The organism is Vibrio sp. B1REV9 (assembly GCF_905175395.2).
GTDB classification, from domain to species: domain Bacteria; phylum Pseudomonadota; class Gammaproteobacteria; order Enterobacterales; family Vibrionaceae; genus Vibrio; species Vibrio alfacsensis.
Map to the genome: position 1 here is coordinate 1,070,405 of NZ_HG992746.1, position 18,565 is coordinate 1,088,969.

Sequence of the window (18,565 nt, forward strand, 5' to 3'; positions counted from 1 at the left end):
TGTTTGTACCGGTTCGCTCCGACAGCAAAAGTTTTAGATATAGATCGCAACGAACAGATAACAAAGTAATAATGAAATACAAATGAAACAAATACTTTCTGACAAACGGCTGCTTTTAGTGACTTTTTTTTAACGTTGATCACATAAAAAAAGTGAACTTTTCATTTTCATTCATTTTTTGTGTAGCATTTTGCGTGTTACAGGTACCAGCGTGCGAGTGGCTTCTCATTTTTGATACCTTTTTCCGCAGCCATCCATTATCTGGTTAAATAATGGTGTCTAACGTTTTTGACGCGCGCTTATCGGTAACAAACTAAAGTGTTTTATTTTGCTCAAACAAGCTTTTCAAAGCGTATTTATCTATGAGAAACCGAACATTAGACAACTTTTCAGAAAGTAAAAAAAGCCCGAGTATTCACTCGAGCCTTTCCATTCGTTATTTAAGTTATTCATGTAATGCTCAACGAGAGCAACTTTCAGCTACTCAGCTACTTTGCGTCGCTTTCGCCTTGCGCAATTGCGTTAAATACTTCACCCAACTTTGGGCTTGCGTAGATGGTTCAATCTCATTCGCTCTTTTTGCATTCGCTAGGGCGTCTTCAATGCGCTTCAACTTATAGTAAGCACGTGTCTTAACCAATGCCACGTCCGCTTTGCGTCCAGAAACTTTATCTAAGGCAACAAGTGCCTCTTGATAATGACTTTCTTGTACTAATAGTTGAGAAAGGTTCCAGTAATATTGACGATCCAGCTTTGCAGCAAGACGCCAACTTTCGATGGACTCATCCCACTCTTTCGCCATCTGCCAATACGTCGCTTGTTGAGCTTTAAGTTTGCTGTCAGAGTCAATATCTTTCAGCTCCCCCAGCACCATAGCTGCACGCTCAGGAATACCACGTCGACCATACATTTGAGCAAGCAGCTTAAGGTCCTCTTGGCTCAATGCCACCCCTTTTAACTTCGCTAATGCCATTGAATCTAGCGCACGTTTGTCATCATTTACACGAAGATACAATGCCGTTAGTTGACGCCACCACTCAACACGTTCAGACTCTATCACAATCAAACGTTTGATCGTCCCAATGGCAGGCTGCCACCTTTTAAGTTCTAGCTCTGCTGATAATTTAATGGACAGTGGTGCCAGTTCATCAGGTTGTCCAAATTGCTCATAACGCCCCATCGCAGACAGGACTTTACTCCACTGACTCAACTGATAATGAGACTGGGCAATACGCAACCAAATGTCATGCGCGGTTTGTTTTTCAGGAACCGACTTACTTAGATCATAGTAATGTGGCAACGCTTTAGAGAATTGTTGCTCATTGATCAACATATCAGCCAACATCTTCCGGGTTTGCCAAGCTTGCTCATCGTCTAATAAGCCACTATTCACGGCAACTTCAAGCTGTTTAATTGCCAAAGTCACCTGCTCGTTCTGCCAATAAAAAATACCGAGCATGCGAGCGACAAACGCTTGATCATAACCACGAGAAAGCTCTAAAGCCTCTAAGGTCGAAATAGCCTCTTTGAGCTTTTCTTCTTGTACTAGGTTATGCGCCCGCTGCACGCGAGTCGCTGCATATTGGCTTAGCTCATTGGCAACCGATGCGAAAGCACTCAAACTCAAGAGCGCACCGAGTAAGAATTTCTTCATCATTTGGCTAACTTGAACTCCACTCTAGCGGTTTGTCCGAACTGCTCAATCGACACACCATTCTCAACTTTTGGCTGATATTTCCACTTTTTCAGTGCTCGTACGGCTTCTTTTTCAAACATGCGTTTTGGCTTTGCTTCAATCACTTCGACATCTTTAGGACGACCTGTCGCATCAATGGTAAAGCGCATGATCACATAACCTTCTACTTTACGTTTAAGCGCTTGACTTGGGTAACGAGGATCCACTCGATATAGCGGAAGTGCTTGCTGATTGCCAATGGTGCCTTTTAGATTCGGGGCGCTGATCGTGATACCATCAAGTGCCGTGTTTAAACCTAACGCACTGATTGGCGTGACTGGACTGATTGCTTCCATTTGCATTTCAGCTTGAGACAAATCCATCGGCTGCGGAGCTTTTGGCGGATCAGGTTGCTCTGGCACAGAACGTTGACGACGTTGCACATCAGCATCATTTTCTACCATCACTATATCAAAGCGTACCGATTCTGATGACTCTGGTGCACGTTGATTGCCTTTGTCGACCATCCACGCCATAAAGCTAAACAGGCTCACCGCGATCATCAACGATACGGGTAGTGCGAGTAATAGCCTCCCCATTAAGGTTTCTCCGCCGCCAATGCAATGCTCTTAACGCCTGCACCTTTTGCGGCATCCATCACTTTCACTACTGTACCGTTGTACGCATGCTCATCAGCCTGAATAACCAAAGATGCTTCCGGTTGTTCTAAAAGTAAATGCTCAATAGTGGCTTCAACACGCTCGATATCGACCAAACGTTTGTCGATATACACATCGTTTGCTGCAGTGACGGCAATAAAAATACCGGCATCTTTTTGGCTAACCACATTCGACGCCTGTGGGCGATTAACTTCCACACCGGACTCGCGTACAAACGAACTGGTTACAATAAAGAAAATCAACATGATGAATACAATGTCCAGCATTGAGGTTAAATCAATTTGCGCTTCATCTTGCTGATTAGATCTACGTCCGAGTCTCACTTCTGACTCCTTAAAGATTGTTCTAACTGGATAGCTTTACGCTCACACACTTTACTTAGGCGAGCATGCACAAACATACCGGCTAAAGCTGCTACCATGCCGGCCATCGTCGGCAATGTCGCAAGTGAAATACCTGAAGCCATCAATTTGGGATTGCTGCTGCCCTGAGTCGCCATCACATCAAAGACCGTGATCATGCCGGTTACGGTGCCAAGTAGGCCAAGCATCGGACAAATCGCTACAAGCAGTTTAATGGTTGAAAGATGCTGGCGGAGTTCAATTTGTGCTTTCGCAATCCAGCCATCACGGATTTGATGTGCATACCAAGAATGGTGATCGGGTCTTGCGGACCACTGATCACAAAGCTGCTTTTTCACCTTTGGAAATACCGCTGTTAGGTAAATAACACGCTCCATAACCAGTAACCAACATACCGCAACAACGGCTGCCAACCACCACAGGATCTGGCCACCTTGCTGCATAAAGCTAATCAAGGTTGTTGCCCAATCCTCACTGATCAAACCCAAAGTGTTGAGTAGGATCTGCTCCATTACGCTGCGTGCTCCGCTATCTTATTAGAGGTTTGATTTCTTTTCGCCATATCACGTTCAGCTTGCTCTGCCACAAGACCAATGCCTTGTTTTTCAAGGATATTGCGAATATTTTCTGCTTGTGAACTCAATACGTTATGCGCAAGAAGTAATGGCATTGCCGCAACAAGACCAAGAACAGTTGTAACTAGCGCCATAGAGATACCACCAGCCATGACTTTTGGATCGCCATTACCAAACTGAGTGATCACTTGGAACGTTTCGATCATGCCTGTTACCGTACCTAACAGACCAAGCATTGGCGCAAGTGCAGCAAGCAGTTTCAACATCGATAAGCCTTTCTCTAGATGGGTTTGCTCATCAACAACTGCTTCTAACAGACGCAACTCTAATGCTTCTACACTGCGGTGCTTATCTTTTTGATAAACCGCCAAAATTCGACCTAATGGGTTATCACCTGGCTGAGTCGGTGCTTTTAGCTGTTTCGCGATTTTTTGACGAGCAATCAGCAGTGACACGCCACGAACCAAGGCGATAATGAGACCAATCGCCAGCAGGCCAAGAATGATATTGCCCACCACACCACCAGCATTTAGACGATCAGACAATGTTGGTGAGTTGGCTAATTGTTCAAGTAGAATGCCGCGAGATGGGTCAATCACCAGCGATGTCATGTCGCCACTATTAAGTGCACTGGTCAACGTGCTCGCCGTTGGGCCATGTTCCGGTTGGCGTAAATAGTTCACCGCATCACCGCGTTGACCATTCCATTTGACGTAACCCGCATCATCAAGCAGCGCCATTGAGCCAAGACGAATACCATTAACGGTTTGTTCTCGACCTTCACCATCCAGTAAATTGAATGACACATTCGCTATCTCGCCACTTGCTTTTACTTGCTCTGCCATACTACGCCACATGGCTTCTAGCTGTGTGAGTGTTGGTAGTGATTTTGCCGCGACGATATCATCTATGTTTTGCAGGTAAGTATTCGCATCAACACCCGTGACAGAATGTTTTAGCTCCGCTTCTAGCTCTTTGGCGTTTTGGCGAACAACACCAAACAATTCACCCAAGCTGCCCGTTTCTAAACGTAATTTTTCTTCTAGCTGTGCTAGCTCAGCTTCATTTTCACTGAATGTCACACTCAGTGTGTCAGCTTCTGCTTGTAGCGCGGCACGTTCTGCAACAAGCTTATTTTTCATCACTTGCAGTTCTTGCTGTGTTTGCTTAAAACCAGATTCACGAACGGTATTATGAGACTGTTGTTGACGGTTCTCTTGCTGCGCTTTTTGTACTAAGGATTTATCTAAAGCAACTTGGTTGTCACTTGCAAGTGTGGTGTGTGGTAGAAGCGCAGCAGAAGAGAGCAATGCAACCGATAGCCATTTTTTCATCATTTATTTGCCCTCCGCAATATTTAGAGACACAGGCAAAGTAAGCATACTCGGTGCAATTTGTTTGTTTGCCATTGCAAAAGCTTTATCCAATTCTGATTTTTGTTCTTTGCCGACAGGTAGCCATGCGCTCTGTGCTTGAGACCAACTCCAGAAATGTTCACCCGATAAGCTGCGAGCAACCAATGAAACGCGACCGAGATAAAGGACGTCAGCTTCAATTTGTTCGCTCTCACTCAGAGCAATTTTACCTTGGTAAACGCCCAGTTTCGTGCCGTAATCCATTTCAATTTGATACGCTTCTAAAATTCGACGAAACTTCTCAGCATCCGCGACATCCGCACGAGTCATCATGGTATCTAGCTTAGCAATACGCTCTTCTCGTTGCGCTTTACGAATAGGTTTATCATTTGCAACAATCGTTTTTAAACCATCAAGCATGTGATACATCAAAGGCACGACCCCTTGACGAGTTTGCGCAATCTGAACGATCTGTTCATTTAAATTGCTCACTTCTTGGTTTTGACTTTCAACAAGGTTGGACAAGTGATCGCGGTAAATCTTCAAGTTGCTTACTTCTTCCTGCAACTGTTCAATTTCAGCTTCCAAAGTCAATGCAGTCTCTGCACTGGCGTCGATTCGCTTTTGACTGACTGCCGACGCTTGGTTCGTTTTACTCTGCACTGCCTGGGCATCGCTTAGATTATCCGCATATGCGGGAATCAAAACCGATGAGATCAACAGAGCGATACTTGATTTCATTAGATTCATACGAGTTTAAATATCTTTATTCTTGAAACGACTAAAGGGGAAGACTACTCTTCCCCTTTTAAAATCATATTGTTATCAATACTTGAACTGAATAGTCGCCATGTAGTTTCGGCCCTCACCGACCACTACACCATTTGCACCAGCTTGTTGGCTGTTTGTGCTACCGCCACCACCTAGGTAATCAGTATCAAACAAGTTTTCAACATTAAAGCGAGCAACAATATCCAAGTTCTCATCATACTTGTGTGTGTACGCGACGCCCATATCAATACGTGCATACCCATCTTTCTTAAACGTGTTCGCTGCGTCACCGTAGCGTTCACCTTCATAAATTAGGCCTAAGTTCAGGTCTGTATTAGCCTGAACGTGATAACTAGACCAAACACTTGCCGAAAACTCAGGCACATCAGCCGGACGATTTCCTTTGTACTTCGTCGAACTTTCCGTGATCTCTGCGTCTAGGTACATAGCAGAAGCCGTCAACGATAGTGCATCCGTAACAAAACCTTGCGCAAGAATCTCTGCACCGCGGTGCACTTGTTCACCATCTTGGGTTCGCTTGTACATCAACTCATCATCCGCATTCTTGCCGTCTTCTACATCAAGGGGCACATTTTCTAACGTAATATCAAACAACGCGCCAGTGAGGTATAGACGTTCGTCGAACAACTCCCACTTAGTACCAATTTCGTAAGAAATGCCGCGTTCAGCATCCAACTCTTCACCATCATTGGTGTACTTGTCATCACTGACCATACCTTGAGGCATGAAACTCTCAGAGTACTGAACGTAGATAGAACCGTTGCTAGCCGGGTGGAAAATGACACCCAACTTCGGTGATACCTGACTTTCTGTGAGTTGATCACTGCGCTTTTCATCGTAACGAACACCGGCCAATACCTGCCAGTAATCGTTAATCGTCATCATGTTCTGTACGTAGATACCCCAAGTATCATATTCACTGGTCGGCCATTTCTTTGAACTAACAGGAGCAGGCTTAACGACCGTTTCACCCGCAGGTACGTACTCACCCTTATGAAATGCCATAAAGCGGTCGTAGCTGTAATCCAGATAGTTCGCACCAACTAACAGGATGTTTTCTGTACCAAACAACGAAAACTCTGACGTTACATCGGCATAAGCCGTATCAAATACCCAGTTATCTGTTCGCTCATTACCTTTGTGTCGGATAGTACCATCCGTTTCGTACTGGTCGAATTTAGGGTAAGACTCAACGTCAAAACGGTTGAAGTCTTGGCGGTTGTAACCCGCTTTTACGTTCACATTGTCGGTGACTTGCGCGTTGATATCGATACCATAGTTTTCTACGTCGTTATCAATGTTCGACCACTGTGCATCCCAAATGTACTTATCACCACGGACAACATGTCCATCGACAACATAAGCACCCGAATCAACGCTGCCTTCATCTTTGGTCCGATCATAGTGCGCAGTCACCATGATGTTTTCCGTGATGTCATATTCGACAACCAATCCACCTACCATTCGATCCGTCTGGGGCTTGGTGCCATCTCCATAACGACGCCATGAACTGTAGCTTTCTTTTGCAAAAATAGCTCGAGCTCGCAATGTCTCTTCTGCATTCAACGCACCACTAACATCAAGAACGGTGCGCGAGTGATCATTTGAACCAATATCTTGGCTAAGGTTTACTTGCGTTTCATGTGTTGGTTTCTTAGAAACCATATTCACAAGACCACCTGGCTCTGATTTGCCGTAAAGCAAACCGGATGGGCCTTTAAGCACTTCCACTCGCTCTAAAAGCTCAATTGGTTGACGGTAATGTGACCAGTGTTGACGACCATCTTTTAGGAAACCGTCAGAGCTACTCAGCTCAAAACCACGTAATGAAAAGCGCTCTCGGTTACGGCTTGTACCGCCAGCGCTCACACTTGCGTCATTTTGTAGAACCTCACCTAGAGTGCTAGCACGTTGTTCATCGATCACCGCTTCATCAATAACTGCGACTTGTCCCGGCGTTTCCAACTGCGTCATTTCCATGCGCATTGCTGTACTGTTTGTATCCGCTTTGTAGCCAAACTCTCGGCCTTCGACAACCAGGTGTTCATCTGTTTTTTGAACGTCTGCCACTGCAGGTGCTGCTAGCACCGCACCGATCACTAATGCCAGTTGGCTCTTAGTAAACATATCCTTTCACTCCGACTATTTCTCGGGGCACACAACATGTTGTGTAATTCCCTCTTAATTATTTCGGCTGTGAATATAAGTGATAATTATTACTATTTGCATCAGATTTACATTCTTTGCATTCGTAAAGTTTTGTAAATTTCGAAATGACTGCTGCGGATTTAGACTTGCACCATCACTGCTTGAACAATAATGTGACTGCCAACCCACCACTAGAGCGATTCGTCGCTTTTGCTTTGCCACCCATCATTCGCATCGACTCCTTAACAATCGCAAGCCCTAGGCCATAACCACCTAGCTTTTTGTCACGTGATGGGTCTAGTCGCGTAAACGGGTTGAAGATATCAGACAACTTACTGTCAGGAATGCCTGGCCCATTATCTCCAATGATAAGCGCTAAATAATTCTGCTGTTCATGTCGCTCATTAACCAAAGAGACCTCAATTTTTGCAGATGGACCCGCGTATTTGAGTGCATTCCCAATAACATTATTCAAACAACGGATCACCAAAGTATCGTCACACTGCACTTTACTCAACAGCGCCTTTGATTCAAAAATCAGTTCCTGATCCACTTTAAGATCAATCTTGCAGCGCTCAACTTGTGGTTCCAACAGTACTTCTAAATCAATACGTTTCAATTCGGTATCGTAGCGAGCATTCTCCAGTCGGCTGAATTCTAAAATCTCGCCAACGAGGTGGTTCAGTTCATTCGCCTCTTCTTCCATCCGAGTCACGAGACCTTGTTCACTCTCGCTCACTCGCTTACGCAGTAAATGCAGTACCAAATTTTGACGAGCAAGCGGTGTGCGCAACTCATGAGATACGTTTCGGATCAGATAGCGCTGTTTTTCAGCTAGAGTGTGGATCTCTTTCGTCATGTCATCAAAATCTTGAGCCAACTCATTAAACTCTCGAGTATTGGACTTCAATTCATCCACAACGCTGACATTAAAATCACCGTTTGATAGCTTTTTACTCGCTTCTCTCAATCTGTCTAAAGGCTGTTGTAAACTCCTTGCCATCAGCAATGAAAACAAAGCCAAGATGACAACCGCTATAGCAACTTTTAACACATTGAAATAGAGAATAAACTCACGTGCCGGATGCAAACGATGAGGCAACTGAATCACTAAGCTGTTGTTACCAACCAAGGGAATACTAAAAATTGGTTGGCTCACTCTCCCTTTTAACTGCTCATCAAGGCTCCTTTTGAATTGCAATTTGAATTCAAAATGCGGATGCATCAACCGATGAGTTAAAGGGTGAAGATTTTCGTCTAACACAAATAGATAGTATTTCTGGCTATTGGCCCAATCGGCCAGTTCATCCATATCACCATATTCAATCATCACATTAGCTTGATGGGCTAAATCCAACATTTCTGTTTTTACGTGATTCGGAACTTTTAATACGGCTTTCACCAACGCCTGCTCAGCGAGCGCTTGCACGGCTAAAATACTAAAGACTATCGCCGTCATGTAGCTAAAAAGCTGGAATGCGAGGCTGTCTTTTCGTTGTGATATATACGACGGACAACGAAACTTCATGCCCCCGCAGCGGCCTCGATATAACTATAGCCTTTACCTCTAAGCGTCTTTATATGTTGCTTCGATAGTCCACCCTCAACCAACTTACGACGAATGTTACTTATGTGCATATCGAGATTTCGGTCAAATGGACTCAGTTCTTTCTTCAGCACTTCAATTTGCAATTCGGCTTTCGAGATCACTAGCCCCGGTTTTTTTTACCAGATACCCCAATAAATCCGCTTCGGTCTCTGTTAATGGCAAACTATTCAGGCGGTCGCTGATATTTTGCACAGTGGCACACATTGCTTGCCTATGACGCTCTAAACCAACACGACGAAGAACCGCTTTTATTCGCATGAGTAGTTCTGCGACGTTAAAAGGTTTTGCGATGTATTGATCTGCCCCTGCTTGATAGCCATCAAGCATAGAGTTTTCATCACTCAATGCGGTAAGCATCAGGATCGGCGTAGCGAATCTTTGACAAATCCGACGTGCAACCTGCATTCCATTTAGGTTCGGTAACATCACATCAAGCAGAACGAGATCAACCGACGTTTTTTCCATGTATTGCAAGGCACTTTCACCGCAATGAACCGATGAGACGGTATAACCCTCATCTTGCAACACCGCTTCAAGTAATTCGCATAAAGGAACGTCATCGTCCACGATCAATACTCGTGACATTTCCAATTACCATTTCAAATGTAAATAATTCGCATTCTATTACTCATTTACAAATTAAACAACCATAGTTTTTGTGGTTTTTCTGCTTAATTGTACTCATATCATTTGGTGACCGTTATTTGCCTTGATTCCACTGCTTTTATTCTCATATTCCAATGACTTTCTGTCATCGCGTTTTAATTAGAGTACAATCTCATCAACTTGTTACTGGAGTAATAAAACGAAATGAAAACGCTGTTGATTGGTCACCGTGGCGTGGCCGGAAAATACCCAGAAAACACAAGAATCAGTGTTCAAGCTGCCATTGATATGGGCTTAAATTGGGTGGAAGTCGATGTGCAGCCAACAAAAGATAACATTCTTGTCGTTTGTCATGATCATACTGTTGACCGTTGTAGCAATGGCAAAGGCCGAATCGATCAGATGACATTAAGTGAATTGAAAGAGCTCGATTTCGGTAGTTGGTTTAGTCCTGAGTTCGCACACCAGCCAATCATGACATTAGCTGAGCTACTTGAACTCGCTAACAGTCATCAGCTCAATCTGAACATCGAAGTCAAGGTTGACCACCATTCCGCTGAACAAGTTGCTCAGATACTTGCGCAAACCCTAACACAAGGCTCTCTAAGTCACGATCGTATCTTACTGTCTAGCTTTAGCCATGACGTCATACGGGCGCTGCATCAAAACTGCAAAGGGTATCGTCTTGGTGTATTAAGTGAATTTTTTACACGTAAAGATCGTGCGCTATTGGAAGAGGTCAACGCTTACAGTTGTAATCTAAACATTAACTGGGTGCGTTCGCGCCAGATCCTTAAGCTTCAACAGGCGGGATTTAAAGTGATGTGCTATACCGTGAACAACCCAAACAAGCTAAAGCACTTGCCAGTGCTCGATGGTATTTTTAGCGACTACCCGAGTCGATTCATGGAATAGTTACTCTATAACCAAAGATGGGAATCAATGAGAGCAATCATCACCACTCAATCGTAATTGGGGTTCCCATCTTGACTAGCTCAATAAATTCATCCATTTCTTCGTTACTGATTGCAATACAACCATTCGTCCAATCAAAGCTTTGAATAAACTGAGCGGATCGCGTTTCGCCATTTTTCAATCCGTGGATTTTGATATCACCACCCGGAGAGACTCCACGTCGATGGGCTTCAAGCCGATCAATGGCATCTGGATAACTAATATGAACCGAGCGATAGAATGCAGAATCTTCAATGATGTAATCTAAAGTGTAGTCGCCCTCAGGCGTTCTATTATCTCCCTCTTCTTGCTTGTGACCTTTTGGGTTTGCCCCCAACGCGATACGGTACTCCTTAACCACTTCACCATTCTCAATCAAATACATTCTACGTTTGGATTTGTCCACTTTGACTAAATCGACCGCAGCATGCGCACCAAATGTCAACGTACAAAACAAGACTAAAGATAACCATTTTATTGACATCAACACAGTACCCAACTTACCCGAAACAAGAAATATTCAAAAGGAGCTATGCTAGTCAGATGGTAATAGTAAAGCAAACTTAATGTGACAAAATTGAACTACCCATTGCGTCCTGAGTGAATTACTGTAGCAATAGAAAGTGTCATAAAGAAATCGTTTTATAAGCAGATGATTTTATAGACACAAGTTACTTTGAAAAGCCTAGCCCTACGAAAACAACGTGGCTTTCAGACGCAATGCTTATTTGAAATAACGGGGCATAAATGTGGAGAGGAAATTATGTTAAACATTGCTTTTTTCAGTGCCAAGTCCTATGACGAAGCGTCTTTCAACAAAGTAAAAGATAATAGAGATTTCACATTCCATTACCACGACTTTAGGTTAACCGCTAAGACAGCCAAAATGGCACAAAACTGTGAGGTAGTCTGCGCTTTTGTTAACGATGATCTATCAGAACCCGTCTTAAAACAGCTTTCTATCGGCGGCACACGTCTAATTGCCATGCGTTGTGCAGGCTTTGATAAGGTCGATTTAAATGCCGCCAAAGTGTTAGGATTACAAGTGGTGCGCGTCCCTGCTTATTCTCCTGAAGCCGTCGCTGAGCATACTGTCGGGATGATGATGTGCCTTAACCGCCGTCTTCATAAAGCTTATCAGCGAACTCGCGATGCGAACTTCTCTCTTGAGGGTTTAGTTGGCTTTAACTTCTTTGGAAAAACGGTTGGTGTCATTGGCACTGGAAAAATTGGAATCGCCACTATGCGCATCTTCAAAGGACTAGGAATGGATCTGCTTTGCTATGACCCGTACGAAAATCCTTTAGCATTAGAAATGGGCGCTCGCTACTGTTCACTTGAAGAGATCTACGCGAAATCAGATGTCATATCTCTTCACTGTCCAATGAGCGAAGAAAATTACCATTTACTTAATGAGCACGCTTTCTCACAAATGAAAGATGGTGTCATGATAATCAACACAAGCCGTGGGGAACTTCTCGATTCTGTTGCTGCTATAGAAGCGCTTAAACAAGGTAAAATCGGGGCACTAGGCTTGGATGTATACGACAATGAAAAAGACTTGTTCTTTCAAGATAAATCAAACGATGTGATCGTCGATGACGTATTCCGCCGCTTATCGGCATGTCACAACGTACTATTCACAGGGCATCAAGCATTCTTAACTCATGAAGCTCTCAACAACATCGCATCCGTTACGCTAAATAATGTCGACGCATTCTTATCAGGAGTTCCATCAGGGAACGAACTCATTAACTAAATCAAGCAATCTCGCAGTATAGTAGAGCGTAGAATTTCAGCTATGCTATACTCCCGACCTTTAAAAATATTGAGTCCTATTACCATGAGCATAAAAACTGATATTCAAAAGCTGCACAACCGTTTAGATACATGCCAGCGTAAACTTGACGCGGCACGTTCTCGTGGTGATCAAGAAATGATTACTAAATTCACGAACGAGGTTGATGAGCTATCTAAAAAGCTAAACCAACTAAAACACAAGCAAGCTTACGAAGTAAACAAAGAACGTAAGAGTCTACTTGATATGCCATTCTCTCGTGAAATCACTAAAGAAGAACAAGCAGATATCGGCAAGCTTAAAAAACGTGTTCGTGGCCTAGTGATTGTTCACCCTCTAACGAAAATGGGTAAAGAACTGCGCCTAGACGCAATGACGGGCTTTGCACCAAAAGAATTCTAATTGCTCAGTAACACTGCGTATTTTAATCGCCCAAGTAAATCGCTTGGGCTTTTTTACTTTTATAACCCCCCAAAACTATAACCCTACAAACCGCTTCAATTTCTTTGATAAGAAAATTCCTTGTCTACAATAGATTGACACCAAACTGTTTCAACACAAAATTGGTGACAGCAAAACAAACCATCGACACTACGCAAATGATTAGCAAAGTGATCCCAAAAGGGTACTTAGTCAGCAAATAAGGAAAAATCAGGAACATTGGTAAAGTAGGCAACACATACCAAAATGTGTAAAACGCATGGTTGGAGAGTTTTTCTGTCCCTTGCCCCTCGATATGCATCCAAATCAAAGCCAGTATTGTGACAGTCGGTAAAGCGGCAACTAACGCCCCTAACTTATCGCTTCGCTTTGCGACTTCAGAAATAAGCACAACAATCGCAGCAGTTGTCAGGTACTTAATCGCAATCCATAGCACTAGTAACCTCCTTGCAAACAGTATTTAGCCAGTACGTCGATTATTTACTTACTACACGACCAAGAAATCTCAAGACTGTTTGATCATTACCATCTTGATGATCCGGCCGAAAATAAGCACAACGTTTCTTATTTGCTAGCCGTTCCAACTCTACACTATTTTCAGCAAGATAAACGTGTTGGTGACAATAGGAACAATACTTCATCTTATCATTACCTATATCCTCCAAATCTGACCATGCTCTATCACAAATGAATTCAAACTCGCACTTCATCAGTTTCTCCTTAGCCTGATAAATATGTACTTTTCCTTATACACAAGAAGCATCATCATGACACCATCACAGGCTTTAACAAGTCCATTGACGTCAATACTGTTCAAAAGAGATCGAATTATTTTCTATACTTGAATAACTAACATCCTATTTTTAATCAAAATGATAGATACAAAAAAGCACTCGAGAACGAGTGCTTATACTTCAAAGAAATGCGCTTAATGTTGAACAGGCGTACTGATATACAGTGTTTTATTCAGCGTTGTGGTACTTGGGTCAAGTTCAAAGTTCCAGTGACCAACGATAGGTGCGTGATAACCACCTTCCACGATAAATTCAACAGTATTGTGTGTTTTCTTCCAGATTCGTACCAATCCATCAATATTACTTGTTCGGATAATACTGTGAGCAATCGGATCTGAACACCCAGGTAAAAACTCACTTTCATTCAGAGTAATCTTATACAAAGTACGATTTGAGCTCATGAGAAAATCATCGGCATGCACGCCATCTACATCTAGAGTCGCAACCTTATTCGCTAAAATATGTGGTGTGTCAGGTGGCGTTACATCAATATCAACTGGTATGCGAAAACTGAAGAAATTTTAAGCCATATTTCTGCGTAGTTTTGGAGTTCGAGGAGACCTATATGGGGTTAGACACAACTAGGGATTTAGTCAATTCTTGCACGTCACGTAATGTGCCTTGACCTAAAAGACTAAAACGAAAAAGCCTCGCTATTTCTAGCGAGGCTTCTTAATAGTGGCGGAGAGATAGGGATTTGAACCCTAGGTACGCTATTAACGTACGCCGGTTTTCAAGACCGGTGCTTTCAACCACTCAGCCATCTCTCCGCAAATTTTTACTAAAATTTAGTCTTATACTAATGATGCTAAATCTCAGTTTTGCCTTTAGATTTTTTAAAATCTAAAAACAGTAAGCAAGCCTGGCGATGTCCTACTCTCACATGGGGAAACCCCACACTACCATCGGCGCTATTTCGTTTCACTTCTGAGTTCGGAATGGAAATCAGGTGGGTCCAAAATGCTATGGTCGCCAAGCAAATTCTGTCTTTTTACTTCCACTTTTTTTAAAAAGTGAAAACAAAAAGTTTGGAAAGCTGTTTCTGTGTTCTCTACACAATCAAGTCTTGTTCTTGCTTTGAGTCCATCAAAACCCTTTGGGTGTTGTATGGTTAAGCCTCACGGGCAATTAGTATCAGTTAGCTCAATGCCTCACAGCACTTACACACCTGACCTATCAACGTCGTAGTCTCCGACAACCCTTTAGGATACTTAAAGTATCAGGGAGAACTCATCTCAAGGCTCGCTTCCCGCTTAGATGCTTTCAGCGGTTATCGATTCCGAACTTAGCTACCGGGCAATGCGTCTGGCGACACAACCCGAACACCAGAGGTTCGTCCACTCCGGTCCTCTCGTACTAGGAGCAGCCCCTTTCAATTCTCCAACGCCCACGGCAGATAGGGACCGAACTGTCTCACGACGTTCTAAACCCAGCTCGCGTACCACTTTAAATGGCGAACAGCCATACCCTTGGGACCGACTTCAGCCCCAGGATGTGATGAGCCGACATCGAGGTGCCAAACACCGCCGTCGATATGAACTCTTGGGCGGTATCAGCCTGTTATCCCCGGAGTACCTTTTATCCGTTGAGCGATGGCCCTTCCATTCAGAACCACCGGATCACTATGACCTGCTTTCGCACCTGCTCGAATTGTCATTCTCGCAGTCAAGCGGGCTTATGCCATTGCACTAACCTCACGATGTCCAACCGTGATTAGCCCACCTTCGTGCTCCTCCGTTACTCTTTGGGAGGAGACCGCCCCAGTCAAACTACCCACCAGGCACTGTCCGCAACCCCGATAAGGGGTCAACGTTAGAACATCAACACTACAAGGGTGGTATTTCAAGGACGGCTCCACAGATACTAGCGTACCTGCTTCAAAGCCTCCCACCTATCCTACACATGTAGGGTCAATGTTCAGTGCCAAGCTGTAGTAAAGGTTCACGGGGTCTTTCCGTCTAGCCGCGGGTACACTGCATCTTCACAGCGATTTCAATTTCACTGAGTCTCGGGTGGAGACAGCGTGGCCATCATTACGCCATTCGTGCAGGTCGGAACTTACCCGACAAGGAATTTCGCTACCTTAGGACCGTTATAGTTACGGCCGCCGTTTACCGGGGCTTCGATCAAGAGCTTCGACCGAAGTCTAACCCCATCAATTAACCTTCCGGCACCGGGCAGGCGTCACACCGTATACGTCATCTTACGATTTTGCACAGTGCTGTGTTTTTAATAAACAGTTGCAGCCACCTGGTATCTGCGACTCTCGTCAGCTCCATCCGCAAGGGACTTCACCATCAAGAGCGTACCTTCTCCCGAAGTTACGGTACCATTTTGCCTAGTTCCTTCACCCGAGTTCTCTCAAGCGCCTTGGTATTCTCTACCCGACCACCTGTGTCGGTTTGGGGTACGATTCCTTACAATCTGAAGCTTAGAGGCTTTTCCTGGAAGCATGGCATCAATGACTTCACTACCGTAGTAGCTCGACGTCGTGTCTCAGCCTTAGAAAGAGCCGGATTTACCTAACTCTTAAGCCTACGCACTTGAACCTGGACAACCGTCGCCAGGCCCACCTAGCCTTCTCCGTCCCCCCATCGCAATTGTAAGAAGTACGGGAATATTAACCCGTTTCCCATCGACTACGCCTTTCGGCCTCGCCTTAGGGGTCGACTTACCCTGCCCCGATTAACGTTGGACAGGAACCCTTGGTCTTCCGGCGAGGAGGTTTTTCACCCCCTTTATCGTTACTCATGTCAGCATTCGCACTTCTGATACCTCCAGCATGCTTTACAACACACCTTCAACGGCTTACAGAACGCTCCCCTACCCAATGAAGTAAACTTCATTGCCGCAGCTTCGGTTTATTACTTAGCCCCGTTACATCTTCCGCGCAGGCCGACTCGACCAGTGAGCTATTACGCTTTCTTTAATGATGGCTGCTTCTAAGCCAACATCCTGGCTGTCTGAGCCTTCCCACATCGTTTCCCACTTAGTAATAATTTGGGACCTTAGCTGGCGGTCTGGGTTGTTTCCCTCTCCACGACGGACGTTAGCACCCGCCGTGTGTCTCCCGGATAGTACTTACTGGTATTCGGAGTTTGCAAAGGGTTGGTAAGTCGGGATGACCCCCTAGCCTTAACAGTGCTCTACCCCCAGTAGTATTCGTCCGAGGCGCTACCTAAATAGCTTTCGGGGAGAACCAGCTATCTCCAGGTTTGATTGGCCTTTCACCCCTAGCCACAAGTCATCCGCTAATTTTTCAACATTAGTCGGTTCGGTCCTCCAATTGATGTTACTCAATCTTCAACCTGCCCATGGCTAGATCACCTGGTTTCGGGTCTATATCCAGAGACTGAACGCCCAGTTAAGACTCGGTTTCCCTACGGCTCCCCTAGATGGTTAACCTTGCCACTGAATATAAGTCGCTGACCCATTATACAAAAGGTACGCAGTCACAGGACGCAATGCCTGCTCCTACTGCTTGTACGTACACGGTTTCAGGTTCTATTTCACTCCCCTCACAGGGGTTCTTTTCGCCTTTCCCTCACGGTACTGGTTCACTATCGGTCAGTCAGTAGTATTTAGCCTTGGAGGATGGTCCCCCCATATTCAGACAGGATATCACGTGTCCCGCCCTACTCGATTTCACTGAATGTGCGTTGTCGACTACGGGGCTATCACCCTGTATCGCCGGACTTTCCAGACCGTTCGTCTAACGCATATAAAGCTTAAGGGCTAGTCCAATTTCGCTCGCCGCTACTTTCGGAATCTCGGTTGATTTCTTTTCCTCGGGGTACTTAGATGTTTCAGTTCCCCCGGTTCGCCTCATTAACCTATGAATTCAGTTAATGATACTAGCTTATGCTAGTGGGTTTCCCCATTCAGAAATCCCAGACTCAAATGGTTGTTACTACCTAATCTGGGCTTATCGCAAGTTACTACGTCTTTCATCGCCTCTGACTGCCAAGGCATCCACCGTGTACGCTTAGTCACTTAACCATACAACCCCAAAGAGTTTCAGAAGAAATCTTGAGTTTGTTGTTTAAACAACCAAAGTTGCTATCTCATTATTTGAATGAGCGAGATAGCTATCGATTTTGCCGGACTCAAATATGTTTTGCTTTCGCAAAACCCAAGAACACTTGAATGTGTTTTTGTGTATTCATCGAAATGAATACTTTGAGAACTTTACAAACAAATGCTTATCTATTTAAGACAAGATTTGTTTTGTCAGCTTTCCAAATTGTTAAAGAGCTAATCACTTCTCATGAAGTAACCATTTTTAAAAACACTCTGCTTTCTATTTCAAAGAAAGTGTGCTTAAAGATGGTGGGCGATACCGGGCTCGAACCAGTGACCCCCTGCTTGTAAGGCAGGTGCTCTCCCAACTGAGCTAATCGCCCACATGAGTTTTACGTCTCGTGGTAGACGTCAAGAATGGTGGAGCTATGCGGGATCGAACCGCAGACCTCCTGCGTGCAAGGCAGGCGCTCTCCCAGCTGAGCTATAGCCCCATCTTGAGAGTCATTTCTAAAAAAGAAATGGTGGGTCGTGCAGGATTCGAACCTGCGACCAATTGATTAAAAGTCAACTGCTCTACCAACTGAGCTAACGACCCAATGGTATCCCGTAGGGGAGTCGAACCCCTGTTACCGCCGTGAAAGGGCGGTGTCCTAGGCCTCTAGACGAACGGGACACTGGATTGAAGATATTGGGATATCTTCGTCTCTTTTACTTTATAAACCGTATCAATCTGTGTGGACACTCATCGTGAGT

At 44.5% G+C, this 18,565-nt stretch carries 14 protein-coding genes, 5 tRNA genes, 2 rRNA genes and 1 pseudogene; 3 read left to right on the forward strand and 19 right to left on the reverse strand.

Going from position 1 to position 18,565, the window contains the following annotated elements; all coding sequences use genetic code 11:
• Positions 1 to 484 precede the first annotated feature (484 nt).
• The 9 genes and pseudogenes from KHN78_RS18830 to KHN78_RS18870 all read right to left on the reverse strand — a co-directional run bounded on the left by KHN78_RS18830 (position 485) and on the right by KHN78_RS18870 (position 9,781).
• Positions 485 to 1,657, reverse strand: coding sequence for a tetratricopeptide repeat protein (locus tag KHN78_RS18830; protein ID WP_211918081.1), 1,173 nt, complete (start codon positions 1,655 to 1,657; stop codon positions 485 to 487).
• Positions 1,654 to 2,274 (reverse strand): energy transducer TonB, encoded by a 621-nt coding sequence (locus KHN78_RS18835; protein ID WP_211918083.1) that lies wholly within the window; start codon positions 2,272 to 2,274, stop codon positions 1,654 to 1,656. The genes KHN78_RS18830 and KHN78_RS18835 overlap by 4 nt, the downstream gene beginning before the upstream one ends.
• Entirely contained in the window at positions 2,274 to 2,678 is a 405-nt protein-coding gene (locus KHN78_RS18840; protein WP_128812508.1) for an ExbD/TolR family protein, read from the reverse strand. Before KHN78_RS18840 ends, KHN78_RS18835 begins: the two co-directional genes overlap by 1 nt.
• Positions 2,675 to 3,229 (reverse strand): MotA/TolQ/ExbB proton channel family protein, encoded by a 555-nt coding sequence (locus tag KHN78_RS18845; RefSeq protein ID WP_128812507.1) that lies wholly within the window; start codon positions 3,227 to 3,229, stop codon positions 2,675 to 2,677. Before KHN78_RS18845 ends, KHN78_RS18840 begins: the two co-directional genes overlap by 4 nt.
• Positions 3,229 to 4,629, reverse strand: a complete 1,401-nt coding sequence (locus KHN78_RS18850) for a MotA/TolQ/ExbB proton channel family protein (protein ID WP_211918085.1) — start codon at positions 4,627 to 4,629, stop codon at positions 3,229 to 3,231. The genes KHN78_RS18845 and KHN78_RS18850 overlap by 1 nt, the downstream gene beginning before the upstream one ends.
• The gene (locus KHN78_RS18855) at positions 4,630 to 5,397 is read right to left on the reverse strand and encodes a DUF3450 domain-containing protein (protein ID WP_211918087.1); all 768 of its coding nucleotides are present in this window, start codon (positions 5,395 to 5,397) and stop codon (positions 4,630 to 4,632) included.
• Positions 5,398 to 5,472: 75 nt separating this feature from the next.
• The gene (locus KHN78_RS18860; RefSeq protein WP_211918089.1) at positions 5,473 to 7,566 is read right to left on the reverse strand and encodes a TonB-dependent siderophore receptor; all 2,094 of its coding nucleotides are present in this window, start codon (positions 7,564 to 7,566) and stop codon (positions 5,473 to 5,475) included.
• Positions 7,567 to 7,741: 175 nt separating this feature from the next.
• On the reverse strand, positions 7,742 to 9,115 hold the full coding sequence (locus KHN78_RS18865) for a sensor histidine kinase (RefSeq protein WP_211918091.1): 1,374 nt from the start codon (positions 9,113 to 9,115) through the stop codon (positions 7,742 to 7,744).
• A pseudogene (locus KHN78_RS18870) lies at positions 9,112 to 9,781 on the reverse strand (response regulator transcription factor). The gene KHN78_RS18865 and the pseudogene KHN78_RS18870 overlap by 4 nt, the downstream one beginning before the upstream one ends.
• Before the next feature lie 225 nt (positions 9,782 to 10,006).
• Between KHN78_RS18870 and KHN78_RS18875 the strand changes: the two are divergent.
• Entirely contained in the window at positions 10,007 to 10,717 is a 711-nt protein-coding gene (locus KHN78_RS18875; protein ID WP_211918093.1) for a glycerophosphodiester phosphodiesterase family protein, read from the forward strand.
• A gap of 40 nt (positions 10,718 to 10,757) precedes the next feature.
• Here KHN78_RS18875 and KHN78_RS18880 read toward each other — a convergent pair whose 3' ends face one another.
• Positions 10,758 to 11,240, reverse strand: coding sequence for a murein L,D-transpeptidase family protein (locus tag KHN78_RS18880; RefSeq protein ID WP_211918095.1), 483 nt, complete (start codon positions 11,238 to 11,240; stop codon positions 10,758 to 10,760).
• A 279-nt stretch (positions 11,241 to 11,519) separates the two neighbouring features.
• On the opposite strand from KHN78_RS18880, the gene KHN78_RS18885 reads away from it, so the two are divergent.
• Together KHN78_RS18885 and KHN78_RS18890 are read left to right on the forward strand one after the other, a co-directional pair.
• Positions 11,520 to 12,515 (forward strand): 2-hydroxyacid dehydrogenase, encoded by a 996-nt coding sequence (locus KHN78_RS18885; protein WP_211918097.1) that lies wholly within the window; start codon positions 11,520 to 11,522, stop codon positions 12,513 to 12,515.
• 84 nt (positions 12,516 to 12,599) lie between these two features.
• Positions 12,600 to 12,956, forward strand: coding sequence for a YibL family ribosome-associated protein (locus KHN78_RS18890; protein WP_211918098.1), 357 nt, complete (start codon positions 12,600 to 12,602; stop codon positions 12,954 to 12,956).
• Positions 12,957 to 13,080: 124 nt separating this feature from the next.
• Here the strand turns inward: KHN78_RS18890 and KHN78_RS18895 are convergent, their stop codons facing one another.
• The 9 genes from KHN78_RS18895 to KHN78_RS18935 all read right to left on the reverse strand — a co-directional run bounded on the left by KHN78_RS18895 (position 13,081) and on the right by KHN78_RS18935 (position 18,485).
• A complete protein-coding gene (locus tag KHN78_RS18895; RefSeq protein WP_211918100.1) occupies positions 13,081 to 13,431 on the reverse strand; it encodes a DUF3147 family protein in 351 nt (116 codons plus the stop codon).
• A 492-nt stretch (positions 13,432 to 13,923) separates the two neighbouring features.
• Positions 13,924 to 14,190, reverse strand: a complete 267-nt coding sequence (locus tag KHN78_RS18900) for a hypothetical protein (protein WP_223917797.1) — start codon at positions 14,188 to 14,190, stop codon at positions 13,924 to 13,926.
• 278 nt (positions 14,191 to 14,468) lie between these two features.
• Positions 14,469 to 14,559, reverse strand: a tRNA-Ser gene (locus tag KHN78_RS18905).
• 90 nt (positions 14,560 to 14,649) lie between these two features.
• Positions 14,650 to 14,766 (reverse strand): 5S ribosomal RNA (gene rrf / locus KHN78_RS18910).
• A gap of 130 nt (positions 14,767 to 14,896) precedes the next feature.
• Positions 14,897 to 17,788, reverse strand: a 23S ribosomal RNA gene (locus KHN78_RS18915).
• A 328-nt stretch (positions 17,789 to 18,116) separates the two neighbouring features.
• A tRNA-Val gene (locus KHN78_RS18920) sits at positions 18,117 to 18,192 on the reverse strand.
• A gap of 35 nt (positions 18,193 to 18,227) precedes the next feature.
• Positions 18,228 to 18,303: transfer RNA gene (locus KHN78_RS18925), tRNA-Ala, on the reverse strand.
• 28 nt (positions 18,304 to 18,331) lie between these two features.
• Positions 18,332 to 18,407: transfer RNA gene (locus KHN78_RS18930), tRNA-Lys, on the reverse strand.
• A gap of 2 nt (positions 18,408 to 18,409) precedes the next feature.
• A tRNA-Glu gene (locus KHN78_RS18935) sits at positions 18,410 to 18,485 on the reverse strand.
• Positions 18,486 to 18,565: the final 80 nt, after the last annotated feature.

Bases quoted from the DNA above. Each gene is read 5' to 3' on its own strand.
- KHN78_RS18830 (WP_211918081.1), bottom strand. From the start codon at position 1,657: ATGATGAAGAAATTCTTACTCGGTGCGCTCTTGAGTTTGAGTGCTTTC.
- KHN78_RS18835 (WP_211918083.1), bottom strand. From the start codon at position 2,274: ATGGGGAGGCTATTACTCGCACTACCCGTATCGTTGATGATCGCGGTG.
- KHN78_RS18845 (WP_128812507.1), bottom strand. From the start codon at position 3,229: ATGGAGCAGATCCTACTCAACACTTTGGGTTTGATCAGTGAGGATTGG.
- KHN78_RS18850 (WP_211918085.1), bottom strand. From the start codon at position 4,629: ATGATGAAAAAATGGCTATCGGTTGCATTGCTCTCTTCTGCTGCGCTT.
- KHN78_RS18855 (WP_211918087.1), bottom strand. From the start codon at position 5,397: ATGAATCTAATGAAATCAAGTATCGCTCTGTTGATCTCATCGGTTTTG.
- KHN78_RS18860 (WP_211918089.1), bottom strand. From the start codon at position 7,566: ATGTTTACTAAGAGCCAACTGGCATTAGTGATCGGTGCGGTGCTAGCA.
- KHN78_RS18865 (WP_211918091.1), bottom strand. From the start codon at position 9,115: ATGAAGTTTCGTTGTCCGTCGTATATATCACAACGAAAAGACAGCCTC.
- KHN78_RS18875 (WP_211918093.1), top strand. From the start codon at position 10,007: ATGAAAACGCTGTTGATTGGTCACCGTGGCGTGGCCGGAAAATACCCA.
- KHN78_RS18880 (WP_211918095.1), bottom strand. From the start codon at position 11,240: ATGTCAATAAAATGGTTATCTTTAGTCTTGTTTTGTACGTTGACATTT.
- KHN78_RS18885 (WP_211918097.1), top strand. From the start codon at position 11,520: ATGTTAAACATTGCTTTTTTCAGTGCCAAGTCCTATGACGAAGCGTCT.
- KHN78_RS18890 (WP_211918098.1), top strand. From the start codon at position 12,600: ATGAGCATAAAAACTGATATTCAAAAGCTGCACAACCGTTTAGATACA.
- KHN78_RS18900 (WP_223917797.1), bottom strand. From the start codon at position 14,190: ATGAGCTCAAATCGTACTTTGTATAAGATTACTCTGAATGAAAGTGAG.